General features: G+C 37.7%; 10 protein-coding genes. 7 read left to right on the forward strand and 3 right to left on the reverse strand.

All coding sequences use genetic code 11. The features are described from left to right. The 5 genes from leuB (at position 1) to mutH (ending at position 6,414) form a co-directional block, all read left to right on the forward strand. Entirely contained in the window at positions 1-1,092 is a 1,092-nt protein-coding gene (gene leuB / locus ABN099_RS07860) for a 3-isopropylmalate dehydrogenase (RefSeq protein WP_349463081.1), read from the forward strand. A 1-nt stretch (position 1,093) separates the two neighbouring features. Then, entirely contained in the window at positions 1,094-2,506 is a 1,413-nt protein-coding gene (leuC, locus tag ABN099_RS07865; RefSeq protein WP_349463082.1) for a 3-isopropylmalate dehydratase large subunit, read from the forward strand. Between the two features lie 11 nt (positions 2,507-2,517). Next, a complete protein-coding gene (gene leuD, locus ABN099_RS07870; protein ID WP_349463083.1) occupies positions 2,518-3,120 on the forward strand; it encodes a 3-isopropylmalate dehydratase small subunit in 603 nt (200 codons plus the stop codon). 309 nt (positions 3,121-3,429) lie between these two features. Then, on the forward strand, positions 3,430-5,109 hold the full coding sequence (gene sgrR / locus ABN099_RS07875) for an HTH-type transcriptional regulator SgrR (RefSeq protein WP_349463084.1): 1,680 nt from the start codon (positions 3,430-3,432) through the stop codon (positions 5,107-5,109). A gap of 627 nt (positions 5,110-5,736) precedes the next feature. Next, a complete protein-coding gene (mutH, locus tag ABN099_RS07880; RefSeq protein ID WP_349463085.1) occupies positions 5,737-6,414 on the forward strand; it encodes a DNA mismatch repair endonuclease MutH in 678 nt (225 codons plus the stop codon). Between the two features lie 102 nt (positions 6,415-6,516). On the opposite strand, the gene speB is transcribed toward mutH, so the two are convergent. Beyond that, positions 6,517-7,437, reverse strand: a complete 921-nt coding sequence (gene speB, locus ABN099_RS07885) for an agmatinase (protein ID WP_349463086.1) — start codon at positions 7,435-7,437, stop codon at positions 6,517-6,519. 103 nt (positions 7,438-7,540) lie between these two features. Then, entirely contained in the window at positions 7,541-9,448 is a 1,908-nt protein-coding gene (gene speA / locus ABN099_RS07890) for a biosynthetic arginine decarboxylase (RefSeq protein WP_349463087.1), read from the reverse strand. 699 nt (positions 9,449-10,147) lie between these two features. Here speA and metK point away from each other — a divergent pair. Further along, on the forward strand, positions 10,148-11,302 hold the full coding sequence (metK, locus tag ABN099_RS07895; protein ID WP_349463088.1) for a methionine adenosyltransferase: 1,155 nt from the start codon (positions 10,148-10,150) through the stop codon (positions 11,300-11,302). A gap of 188 nt (positions 11,303-11,490) precedes the next feature. Here metK and bcsG read toward each other — a convergent pair whose 3' ends face one another. Beyond that, positions 11,491-13,239 (reverse strand): cellulose biosynthesis protein BcsG, encoded by a 1,749-nt coding sequence (bcsG, locus tag ABN099_RS07900; protein WP_349463089.1) that lies wholly within the window; start codon positions 13,237-13,239, stop codon positions 11,491-11,493. Positions 13,240-14,068: 829 nt separating this feature from the next. Here bcsG and bcsR point away from each other — a divergent pair. Continuing rightward, positions 14,069-14,266 carry a BcsR/BcsP family cellulose biosynthesis protein gene (gene bcsR / locus ABN099_RS07905; RefSeq protein ID WP_349463090.1) on the forward strand — a complete coding sequence of 66 codons (198 nt, stop codon included), beginning with the start codon at positions 14,069-14,071 and terminating at the stop codon, positions 14,264-14,266. The last annotated feature ends 1 nt before the right edge of the window (position 14,267 follow it).

The following is a 14,267-nucleotide window of genomic DNA, read 5'->3' on the forward strand; positions in this document are numbered from 1 at the left end:
ATGTCAAAAAATTATCATATTGCAGTATTACCTGGAGATGGTATTGGTCCTGAAGTAATGGCTCAGGCACAAAAAGTGATTAACGCTATCAGTGAACGTTTTTCGCTGAAGATCACCACAAAAGAATACGATATCGGTGGTGTTGCCATCGATAATCACAACACACCACTGCCAGCAGAAACATTAGCAGGATGTGAACAGGCGGATGCAATCTTATTTGGCTCTGTAGGGGGGCCTAAATGGGAACATTTACCCGCAAATGAACAACCAGAACGTGGTGCATTATTACCTTTACGTAAACATTTTAAATTATTTTGTAATTTACGTCCTGCCCGTTTATATGAAGGTTTAGAAGCCTATTGCCCATTACGTGCAGATATCGCACAACGCGGATTTGATATTTTATGTGTTCGTGAATTAACTGGTGGTATTTATTTTGGTCAGCCTAAAGGTCGCAAAGGTGAAGGTGCTGAAGAGCATGCTTTTGATACTGAAATTTATTACCGATATGAAATTGAGCGTATTGCTCGTTTTGCTTTTGAATCAGCACGTAAACGTCGTAATAAAGTCACATCAATAGATAAAGCGAACGTGTTACAAAGCTCTATTTTATGGCGTGAAGTTGTCACAGCAATAGCAAAAGAGTATCCCGATGTTGAAGTACAGCATATGTATATCGACAACGCAACGATGCAGTTAATTAAAGATCCCTCTCAGTTTGATGTAATGCTGTGCTCCAATATTTTTGGCGACATTTTATCTGATGAATGCGCCATGATAACAGGCTCAATGGGAATGCTGCCTTCTGCGAGTGTTAACGAAGAGCGCTTTGGATTATATGAACCCGCTGGTGGTTCAGCACCTGATATCGCAGGTAAAAATATTGCTAATCCTATTGCGCAAATATTGTCTGCTGCACTGTTGCTGCGTTATAGCTTTAATGAAGATAAAGCAGCACAAGCTATTGAAAATGCGATTACTCAAGTATTAGCAAAAGGCTACCGTACTGCAGATTTAGCCGGCGATGGACAAGCAATCACAACGACTCAAATGGGTGATTATATCGCTCAATATATTCGTGAAGGGGCATAACATGGGAAAAACATTATATCAAAAAATTTATGATGCACATGTTGTCAGAGAAGTGAGCGATGAAACACCTATTTTGTATATCGACAGACACTTAGTGCATGAAGTGACATCACCACAAGCATTTGATGGATTGAGAACCAAAGGCAGACCGGTTCGTCAGCCGAATAAAACCTTTGCCACAATGGATCACAACGTATCAACACAGACAAAAGATATTAATGCTTGTGGTGATATGGCGCGAATTCAGATGCAAGAATTAATGAAAAACTGCCAAGAATTTGGCGTGACGTTATATGACTTAAATCACCCATTACAAGGTATTGTTCATGTAATGGGACCTGAGCAAGGGTTAACCTTACCCGGCATGACTATTGTTTGTGGCGATTCACATACAGCCACTCATGGTGCTTTTGGCTCATTAGCTTTTGGTATTGGTACCTCTGAAGTTGAACACGTATTAGCGACGCAAACCTTAAAACAAGCTCGAGCCAAAACCTTAAAAATTGAAGTAAAAGGCAAAGCAGCAATAGGTATTACCGCAAAAGATATCGTTTTAGCGATTATTGGCAAATTAGGCAGTGCTGGCGGTACAGGCTATATCGTTGAGTTTACAGGCGAAGCTATTGAAGCATTAAGCATGGAAGGTCGAATGACCTTATGTAATATGGCGATTGAGATGGGTGCCAAAGCAGGTTTAGTCGCACCTGATGACACCACATTTAATTACTTAAAAGGTCGTCAATTTACACCTAAAGATCAAGCGTGGAATGAAGCAGTCGCTTACTGGCGCACCTTAAAATCTGACGATGATGCTCAATTTGATGCCACCGTGACCTTAAATGCGGCTGACATCGCGCCGCAAGTCACCTGGGGAACGAATCCCGGACAAGTTATCGCCATTGACCAAATAGTCCCGCTGTTAAATAGCTTTGACGATCCGGTTGAACGCGCATCAGCTGAAAAAGCATTAGCGTATATGGGATTAAACGAAGGCGTTAATTTAACGGATATCGCTATTGATAAAGTTTTTATCGGTTCTTGTACTAATTCACGCATTGAAGATTTACGTGCAGCGGCTGAAATTGCCAAAGGGCGTAAAGTAGCTTCTCATGTTCAAGCGATAGTGGTACCGGGTTCTGGTCCTGTAAAAGCGCAAGCCGAAGCTGAAGGGTTAGATAAAATTTTTATTGATGCAGGATTTGAATGGCGTTTACCGGGTTGTTCTATGTGTTTGGCTATGAACAATGACCGATTAAATCCAGGAGAGCGCTGTGCTTCTACCAGTAACCGTAATTTTGAAGGTCGCCAAGGACGTGGTGGTCGCACTCATTTGGTTAGCCCAGCAATGGCGGCAGCTGCGGCAATTAATGGTCATTTTGCTGATATTCGTACCTTTGCTTCAACAGTATCTTAAAGGAGAGCACCATGAATAAATTTACTCAACATACTGGTATTGCGGTTCCTTTAGATGCGGCAAATGTCGATACTGATGCCATTATTCCTAAGCAATTTTTACAAAAAGTCACACGGACTGGATTTGGTAAACATCTGTTTCATGACTGGCGTTTTTTAGATGATGAAGGAACACAACCTAATCCCGCCTTTATTTTGAATCAACCTACTTATCAAGGTGCTTCTATTTTATTAGCACGCGAAAATTTTGGCTGTGGTTCATCTCGTGAACACGCACCATGGGCATTAACTGATTACGGTTTTCATGCTGTTATTGCCCCAAGTTTTGCAGATATTTTCTATGGTAATGCTTTTAATAATCAATTATTACCCGTCAAACTGACTGACGATGAAATAGACCAGTTATTTGTTTGGGTAGAACACCATGCAGGCACACCTATAACGGTAGATTTAGTTGCTCAAGAAGTACATGCGGGTGAATTATGTTTTTCGTTTGATATCGATACATTTCGCCGCCACTGTATGATTGAAGGGTTAGATAGCATTGGTTTAACCCTGCAACACCAAGATGATATTAGTGCTTATGAAGCAAAACAGCCTGCTTTTATGCAGTGATTAAACTGAATTAACGCCCTTCTTCTATTTTCTGTGATGTTTAAACTTTGTCATTCTTGCCGTAAATTCGTTTACGGCTTTTTTTTATTTAAATCGACCAACTCAATAACAGTCATCAACAATATTAAACAATAAAAAAGCCAGTAATAAATTATTACTGGCCGGTAATCACCGCATGCTCAAATGGGGGAGTCTGTCAGAATTCACAACATTGAATCACTAACAAGAGAGCTAACTTTAAACACAGCCATTATCCAGCTAATATAAGGAAATTAAAATTGATCACTTTAGCAAGGGATTTCCTCTTTTATGACCTCACCCCGTTTAGAGTTACAATTTATTCGCTTATGGCAAGCGTTTCAGGGAAAAACCGCAGAAACGACATTGCAGGAGTTAGCTCAAACACTGCACTGTACGCGTCGCCATGTACGATCTTTATTAAATAAGATGCAAGAAATAGGTTGGATAAGCTGGCAAGCGGAAGTGGGTCGAGGTAAAAAATCTACGTTAATCTTTCATTCAAAAGCATTAGAGATCCAACAAAACCGCGCAGAAAGATTAATTGAAGAGAACGATATCGAAAAACTTGTCGCACTAATGGGCGATAAAGACTCGGTTAGACAAATGGTTCTGGCTCAAATAGAGAAAAGCTTTCTTCCTGGTCAACAATTACTCCGTATTATCTACTATCGTCCTTTCTATAATTTATTACCTGGTACGCCATTAAGGCGCTCAGAGCTACATTTAATGAGTCAAATTTTTAGCTCTCTGGTTCATTTAAAAGAGGAAAATGGGGAAGTAGAAGCAGAATTAGCACACCATTGGCAAATGATAACAGAGCAACATTGGCGCTTTTATTTACGCCCCGCCATCTATTTTCATCACGGTCGAGAATTAACGTTAGAGGATATCAGTACATCTTTACTTCGTATGAAGCAATGCAATCCGCTTTATGCTCATATTGAACATATTTCATCACCTCAACCTTATGTACTCGATATTTTTTTAACCACTCCTGATAAGCAATTTGCAACCTTATTAGGCAGCCCTCAAGCCGTTATTTTACCTCAAGAATGGGAGACTTTGCCTTCTTTTGCACAACGTCCTATTGGTACAGGGGCTTATCAGATTATGGCTAATGATAAACATAAACTACAAATTAAAGCCTTTAATCGCTATTTTGGGCTAAGAGCTTTATTAGATGAAATTGATATTTGGGTTGTACCTGAGCTAAATAATAAAATGGTCTGCTCAACGATCCATTTAACGGATGACGATACCAACAAAGACTCATTAGAGAGCCGAAAAGAAGAAGGCTGTTATTTCCTACTCTATGACAGTCGTTCTGAGTTGTGTCAGCAAACAGAGATTAGAGAGTGGCTTAGCAGCGTATTAACGCCAGTAAACATGCTAAGCCATTGTGATCCCTTTTATCAACGTCATTGGTCACCTGCCTATGGTTTATTGCTTCATTGGCACCACAGCAAACTTATTCGACAACATCCAAAACCAGCCTCATTAACCAAGCTAACACTCACGCTTTATAGAGAACACCACGAATACAGTACGATAGCGGACTTTATTAAAAGCATCTTATTGGAATATGATATTGAATTAGAGATCCAATTTCTCGATTACGAACAATGGTATTATGGCAATGCCAAAAGTGATATTTGGCTAGCAACCGTAAACTTCTACAAACCGCTCGAATTCTCTATTTTTGCAGCACTTTATGAGCTTCCTTTATTTCATCAATGTTTAGGCTCTTCCTTTACACAAGAGCTAGAACAATGGCACCAAAAAACGTTACCTCTTGAAGAGTGGTGCCGGCAACTAACACAAGAGATTTGGTTATATCCTTTATTCCATCACTTACTTGAATTACAAGGGCAGAGAACTATTCGTGGCGTCAAAATGAATACTTTTGGTTGGTTTGATTTTAAATCAGCATGGTTTACACCCGATATCGAGACAAACTTATCGAAATAAGATAGTTAACTTTAAATTGGTGATTAAGTATTCGCTTATTGATGTTAATTCACAGAAAACATCAAAGTTATAAACACCAACACAAATGGTCGGGGGATTTATTCACTTTTTCTGTGGATATCTATGTGAAAAAGAGTGAGATAATCAGGGTATAGTTTTATCACCATTAAAAAAACCTTTGAAACAAAAATAAAAATATCACTTATAATTCAAATTAGTAGACCTTTAATTGTGCCTATTTCAGCGATTGGATAAACCAATAAAAAAAGAGCAGACCTCAAATCGTATAAAAAACGACCACAGGCTGTTTTATCCACAGGTTATGCTGGTAAGTTAGCCGAAATAGGATAATTTCGAGGAAAATATGCAAAAGTCAAGGCTGTAAATCAGAACAGTGATCTCACTTTAGCAGAGTTATCCAATAAAGCTGTGGATAACCTAGTGCACAAGCCTGTTTATGAATTCGGGATAACAGTGAACAACCTTTTTGGCTTAAAGATTAATGACGCGATTAAGCCTAAAAAATGATGATATATCATGCTATTATGATTTAAATAAATTACCCTAACAGACATTATCAACAGGCGCTTTTTTTCTGTTTGTTTTTTATACAAGAAGATAAACACCATGTTTACATCACCTCTACCACCTAAAAATGAACACGTTTTATTTGAAAGAGCGCAAGCCCTTGCGGGTTATACATTTGGTGAACTTGCCGCTCATGCTCAACTTCCCATTCCTGCCGATTTAAAACGAGATAAAGGCTGGGTAGGCATGCTGTTAGAGTATTATTTAGGTGCCAATGCTGGCAGTAAGCCAGAACAAGATTTCAGTGATATTGGTATTGAATTAAAAACAATCCCTATTGATAGATTTGGTATGCCACTAGAAACCACGTTCGTTTGTGTTGCCGCCTTAACAGGAAATAGCGGGATAACATGGGAAAACAGCCATGTAAGACATAAGCTATCAAGAGTGTTATGGGTCCCCGTTGAAGGAGAAAGGGAAATCCCTTTGGCACAGCGTAGAGTTGCCTCACCGCTACTCTGGAGCCCAAATAGCGCTGAAGAAGAGTTACTACGTCATGATTGGGAAGAACTCATGGATATGATAGTGCTGGGTAAAGTAGAAAGCATTACCGCTCGTCACGGACAAGTACTACAAATCCGCCCTAAAGCAGCAAATAGCAAAGCGCTAACTGAAGCAATTGGTGAAGATGGTCAACGTATCATGACATTACCTAGAGGCTTTTATTTAAAGAAAAATTTCACCGCACCTCTTATTGCTCGCTATTTTCAGCTTTAATTTTTAACGCTCAAAAATAGTTAATTTATACATAGATAGAATACAAAAAAAAGCGATACCTAACAGATATCGCTTTGTCTTTCTTTTTGGGATTAACAAAAATTATTTTTTTGCTGCTTGCAGATAGAGCATATCTAACGCAATAGTCGCCCCCGCTAATGCGGTGATATCTGATTGGTCATAAGCAGGAGATACTTCAACTAAATCCATACCCACTATATTAAGTGGTTGTAACGCACGAAGTATTTTCAGTGCTTTATCTGTCGTTAATCCACCGACAACAGGTGTACCCGTTCCTGGTGCAAAAGCAGGATCAAGACAATCGATATCGAAAGTCAGATAAACAGGAAGTGAGCCAACAATACCTTTGATCTGATTAACTAGATCATCAACGCCACGATCATTAACTTGTGCGGCATCTAACACGGTAAATCCGTTATCACTATCATGATCAGTACGAATACCGATTTGAACCGAATGGTTAGGATCAATAAGCCCTTCATTTGGTGCGTGGAAGAACATGGTTCCGTGGTCGAATTTACTGCCATTACCATAAGTATCGGTATGGGCATCAAAATGCACTAATGCCATTTTGCCAAAATGTTTTGCATGAGCACGTAACAATGGCAGTGTAACAAAGTGGTCACCACCAAACGTTAAACATTTTTTACCTGCGGCTAAGAGTTTTTCTGTATGAGCTTGTAATTTATCACTCATATCTTGTGCATCACCGAAGTTAAACACTAAGTCACCACAGTCAACAACGCTTAAGCGCTCACGCATGTCAAAATCCCATGGCCAGCGATTACCTTCCCACGCTAAATTGGTTGAAATTTGGCGAATAGCGCCTGGTCCATGACGTGTTCCAGCACGACCTGATGTTGCCATATCAAAAGGAACACCCGTGATAACCCAATCAGCATCACTGCTATAAGGCTGAAAATTGAGTGGAAAACGTAAAAAACCAAATGCATTAGAGATCAATGAATTATCAGTCTCATTACCTAACGTACTATTTTTCATGCTTTTACCTCTGTTACTTATTCAAAATAAGCAACAATAAATCAATATGATAGATAGAGAGTGATGCCCTAAAGCACCACTTTTGCATTGGGAAGTTAAGCGCTTACTCTTCTTCTTCCAGATATGTGTAACCGTATAAGCCACTTTCAAATTCGGTCAAAAATTGCTCTTGCAACGCTTCATCTAACTGTGCATTTTTTACTTGAATACGGAAACGTTCTAATAATACTGCTGGGTTAAGTTTCACATACTGAAGCATATCAGCCACTGTATCGCCTTCTTCACTTAACTGATAAGTTAGATTTCCTTTCTCATCAAGATAAACGTCAACGGCTGCTGTATCACCAAATAAGTTATGCATATTACCCAAAATTTCCTGATAAGCCCCTACCATAAAGAAGCCAATCATTGGTGGATATTCAGGATCATAAGCGGGCATTGGCATGGTGGTTTCTACGCCATCACCATCAACATAGTGATCGATAATTCCATCAGAGTCACAAGTTATATCTAATAATACTGCACGGCGATCTAATGGCTTATCTAAACCTTCTATTGGTAAGACAGGGAATAGCTGATCAATACCCCATGCATCAGGTAAAGATTGGAACAGTGAAAAGTTCACATAGAACTTATCTGACATACGTTCTTGTAACTCATCAATAATAGGACGATGAGCACGATTACTTGGGTCTAAATCATATTGAATATGACGACAAATATTCAAATAGAGCTCTTCTGCCCATGCACGCTCAGTCAGGCTTAACATACCGTGCACATATTGTGTATGCACATCATGAAGGTCTAATTGACTATCGTGCAACCATTCACGTAATGAACGGCTATGTCCTTTGGTTTGCATCTCTTCCCATGTTTCCCAAAGGCTCGCAATAGGTCTTGAGGCATCTTCTTCAGGAGGGGTAATTGCCGTAAATTCATTACGCTCAACACCAATAACATTAGAAATTAACACCGTATGGTGAGCGGTTAATGCACGTCCTGATTCAGTAATAACGGTTGGATGTGGCAATTCATTTTCATCACACGCATCACCAATAGCCCAAATGACATTATTAGCATATTCATTAAGACCATAGTTTACAGAGCAATCAGATTGTGAACGTGTCCCTTCATAGTCCACACCTAAACCACCGCCAACATCAAAATATTGAATATTAACGCCTAATTTGTGCAGTTCTACATAAAAACGAGCTGATTCACGTACACCCGTTGCGATATCGCGAATATTTGCCATCTGTGACCCCAGATGGAAATGCAATAACTGTAAGCTATCAATGCGACCAGCTTGGCGTAAAGTATCAATTAATTGTAATACTTGAGTCGCAGCCAAACCAAATTTTGACTTTTCACCACCACTTGCTTGCCATTTACCCGAACCTTGAGATGCAAGGCGAGCACGCACACCTAAGCGTGGAATAACTTCTAAGCGTTCAGCTTCTTCTAATACCATTTTTATCTCAGACATTTTCTCAATAACTAAGAAAACTTTATGTCCAAGTTTTTCACCAGTAAGCGCTAAACGTATATATTCACGGTCTTTATAGCCATTACAAACAATCACTGAACTTGTCATATTTGCATGAGCAAGTACAGCCATAAGCTCTGCTTTAGAACCCGCTTCTAAGCCTAAAGGTTCACCTGCATTGATCAACGATTCAATCACACGGCGTTGTTGATTTACTTTAATAGGATAAACTAAAAAGTAATCGCCTTTATAACCATAAGCTTCACGCGCTCGATGAAACGCGGCATTAATAGAACGTAAGCGATGCTGTAAAATTTGAGGAAAACAAAAAATCGCAGGAAGGCGTAAATTTGAATACTCTTCTTGTACTTGCTTCACTAATTCGGTTAAGTCCAACGTTGACTCAGGAACATCAGGATTAGGGCAAACACTAATATTTCCCCGATTATTCGCTAAATAGTACCCACCACCCCAATATGTGATGTTATAGGTCTGCTGCATCTTACGAGCGATGTTATCATTCATGGTATTCTCCTTAGGGAGTATGAGTTTATACCTTGCCTGTCACTATAGTAGTCAATAATTTCGCAGATAGCTGAAACGACTGATAAATAACAGTTGGAAGTAATGACTCACTATATATTTTTTATATGATTATCCAGCTTCATGCAGGATATAATAATAGAAAGCGCTTAAGTTAACCTATAAGAAGTTAACACAATCACCTATTGGCAAGTAATAGACAACTTCGCTCTAAAGAAAAAGAGTTCAAAGAGGAAATTACTCTAAACATACTACGGGCATAGTATTGGCGAGTACTGTTTTGGTTTTTGAATAAACTAACCTGTAGACAATGGATCATTACCCATTCACTCCACACATGGCTTAAGGCTATAAGCCATTTCCCTAACAGAGAAACAGGATCTTAGATAATCCTGCGGTTTACACTGTGTTCAGATTTCACAGTAACCGCGAGTTTATACCTGTAGTTAGTCCAAAATGCAAAAGCAAAATGCACGAAAGTGATTTTTTTCTTCTTTTTATTTCATCTCAAGCAGAAAATAGTGTGTAACAAAAAATAAGATTAACTGTTTGATTATGCTTCATCCCTATAATTGATTAAAAAGAACTGGAACTAAAGAGAAAACAGTCATAAAATAGACGTCTAGATGTTAAAACATCCATCCTTAAATCATTCGTATCGTATTAAGGTAACGAAATATAATGACTACACATCTTTTTACTTCTGAATCAGTATCAGAAGGTCATCCAGATAAAATTGCAGACCAGATTTCTGATGCTGTTTTGGATGCTATTTTAGAACAAGATCCAAAAGCGCGCGTTGCCTGCGAAACCTATGTTAAAACAGGTATGGTAATGGTTGGCGGAGAAATTACCACCAAAGCTTGGGTCGATATCGAAGAGATCACACGCAACACGGTTCGTGAAATCGGCTACACCAGCTCAGATATGGGCTTTGATGCTAATTCCTGCGCAGTTATCAGCGCCATTGGTAAACAATCACCAGATATCAACCAAGGTGTTGACCGCGCTGATCCATTAGAGCAAGGTGCTGGTGACCAAGGCTTAATGTTTGGTTACGCAACTAACGAAACTGATGTTCTAATGCCTGCACCTATTACTTATGCTCACCGTTTAGTTCAACGCCAAGCACAAGTACGTAAAGCAGGTACATTGCCTTGGTTACGTCCTGATGCAAAAAGCCAAATTACTTTCCAATACGACAACAACAAAATTGTGGGTATTGATGCAGTTGTTTTATCAACTCAGCACTCTGAAGATATCACTCAGAAAGCACTGCATGAAGCCGTTATGGAAGAGATCATTAAACCCGTTTTACCTGTAGAATGGTTAAATGAGCAAACCAAATACTTTATCAACCCAACGGGTCGTTTTGTTATTGGTGGACCAATGGGTGACTGTGGTTTGACGGGTCGTAAAATTATCGTTGATACTTACGGCGGTATGGCTCGTCACGGTGGTGGCGCATTCTCAGGCAAAGATCCGTCTAAAGTAGACCGTTCTGCTGCTTATGCTGCTCGTTATGTTGCTAAAAATATCGTTGCTGCTGGTTTAGCTGATCGTTGTGAAATTCAGGTGTCTTACGCTATCGGTGTTGCTGAGCCAACATCTATTATGATAGAAACTTTCGGCACTGAAAAAATTCCAACCGCGCAACTGATCCTGCTCGTGCGTGAGTTCTTTGATTTACGCCCTTATGGCTTAATTCAAATGTTAGATTTACTGCATCCTATCTACCAAAAAACCGCTGCTTATGGTCACTTTGGTCGCCCAGAATTCCCTTGGGAAGCAACAGATAAAGCAGAAATCTTACGTGAAGCAGCGGGTTTAAAATAACCATTAAGCTGTTTTAACAATGCAATCTCTTAATAAACTGCATCTTTACTGATGCAGTTTTTTTATACTCTTTTCACCTCGAATTTTTTGATATAAAAAACCCCGCAATCAATACGGGGGCCTCAAGTGAGGAAGCGAGAATCGAGGTATAAATAAAAAGTAAGTACGATAAAAAGCTAAATAAAATATCAGTTAGGATAATTAATCCACTCCCCTCCATTTAACTTTATATAAGATTGACCTTGATAATCAATAACGATAGTGGCTTGGTTTTCTGACACTTTAGCGGTTTGAGGTAAATCCGTTGCGAGTGCATTCCAATCAACTGATGTTTGGTTAAAAATTTCACCATTCACATTACGTGCAATCAACTCAGAGAGTGCCAAATAGCTACTTGGTTCTTTTACAATCACAGGCGGATGAAACTGAGCTCTATCTTTTATTCCTGTAAATCGGATCCCCACAGGCACTGTCGTAATGCTTTGGCTGGGAATATCACGCAACCCTGACATCTGTGTTTTATCGCCTTGTAAAGCGGCACCATGTTCAGGTACTACTATCACCATCACTCTTTTGCCTTTTTCATCAAGGTCATCTATAAATTTATCTAGATTATCCAGTAACGAAGTGGCTCTTTTGCCATAATCAGCTGTGGTATTTTCACCGACAAAACGGTTACCATCGTGTAATGAAACGATATTAACAAAGGTAACAGCACGTTTGTCGCCAGCTTTTTCATGCTTTTCTAGCCAACGATCTAGCGTCTCTTTATCGTTATAGATTTTGGTGCCATCAAACGCTGTTATTTGATTTGATAACCCCTCTTGCTCTTGCAGTGAAACATTAAGATTGCCTAACTGTTGGATCTCTTTTAAATAGTTACCAAATTGACCGTTATGATCCAGTACTAGCTGTTTATCAAATCCTAAAGTGGCTAAGTTATCCATTAACAAACACTGAGCATCAGCGGGATCATACAAATCAGAGTGATGAGGTTGTCCACAACTTGAACGCAATAAGCGCAAAGAGGAGGGACCACTATATGAAGCAACGGTATTAAAGTGGCTAAAGAGCACGTCAAAATTGCCCCAGAGAGGATGTTGTTGTAACCCCACCACTTCTGCATCATCTGTTGATAATGAGCAAATATTAATAATTAAAATATCAAAAGGTTGAGCATCAGAAGATAAGCTTTTAGGAAATGATGTTACCCGTTTTCTCTCGTAACTATAAAACTGAGCTAACCAATCGTTTAATACTTTATTATTTGCATTCAGTTTTTGAAGAGGATAAGGCGCATTTATTCTATTTTGTTCAACAACTTCATTTTCTGGTGCAATAGCAACATGACGTTGTTCTTGGGGTTGAGGTGGCATCTGTGGTTCTTTAGCCGCCTCTGTGCGACTTGCCATGCTATTCTCTTTAGCATTTACATCTATCGTATTAGCAGATACAACGGGTACCATTGATTGAGAGAAATGTGTAAATCCCCCCAAATTAAGCCACAAAACACCCGCAATAATAAAAATAGAGACTCTCATCCATTGCTCAATAAAAAGGTAACCAACCAATAGAATAAATGCCACACCAACCATTTTTAAATTAATAAAATTTACTGTTAATTCAATAAGATAATCAAAAGAAAACTGCTTAAGCTGACTACCTTGAGTTAATACCGTAGAAATACTTGGTAACCAAGTATCATGATAAAATAAAACTATTCCGATAGGGATAGCAATCCAATTGCGCAACTTATGCCAAAACTTCTTTGGTAATGGAAACAACAAAAAAGCCAGAAAAAGTAAATTATTAAAAGCATCAAAGTTTAAATAACCATACCAAAGCAATACAAACTTTAATAAAAAATAGAAATTCCATGCACCCAACCCATGCCAGTAATGTAAAAAATCAAATTGGGTTGTTTTTGACTTGTTCATTTTAATTTCCTACTTATCAGTATAAATAAATCACACTCGACAGTTCAATAATTAATCACACCTGTCTTTTTATTAGTTAATAATAATTAGAAACCATAGAGAACCTCTCTCTATAGAATATTAATTAAACATTCAAGTAAAAATACCTAATTTAAAATACAAACAAAAAAACAAATGAAAAATTAAAAATAAAGCCATCTAGAGAAATTAATTAATAACTAAATGAAAATATAAAATCATAAGGTTTGTTTTTATATCATAGCTACTATTTTTAAAATCGGTTTTTTATTTACATGAAATAATAAAACACAGAGTTATCTTATCTGCACACATCAAAATAGAAACGGATATATTTATAATAATTAACAACCATCACCATTAATTAAAACAAAACAACAATATCAATACATTTAACCATAAAAAACAGCATAATAATTCATAAAAAGAGCAAGTGAAGATCTTTTTTAGACTATAAATGATGACAATCAAGTTACAATAATGACTATCGAATATGAATAATTTAAAAAATTGTTATAGATTCATAAATTGCATTTATTTTTACTTAAGCAAGAAATATGAGTTTATTTTTCTCTTTTTATATTAAATAAAATATCAATCATTATTTAAAAACAATTAAACCAAAGAATAAAAACAAAAATAAATAATGAATTTAGATTTTGATAAATTAAATTATGTATCTTTACGTAATTGTAATTAATAAATTTACCGCCTATCCTAAAATGTAAATAGCGATAAAACCCTTATTATTATCTCAATCCAAAAAACAGAACACGACACATTTATTTCGTTTTTTATTTAAGGATATAAAATGGAAAATAAAATATTTATCAGTCACAAGATAAAAATAGAAAAAAACAATCCAAACCAAGATATAAACCAGCTAAAAAATTTATTTTCATTAAACAACTATCACTATAAGGATATTATTAATGATAAAAAAAATTTAGAGATTATTTATCGTTGGCGATTACTCCGCGCTTTTAATTACAATACTAAGCGAGGTTAAT

It is taken from the genome of Proteus hauseri (assembly GCF_040139125.1).
GTDB lineage: Bacteria > Pseudomonadota > Gammaproteobacteria > Enterobacterales > Enterobacteriaceae > Proteus > Proteus hauseri_B.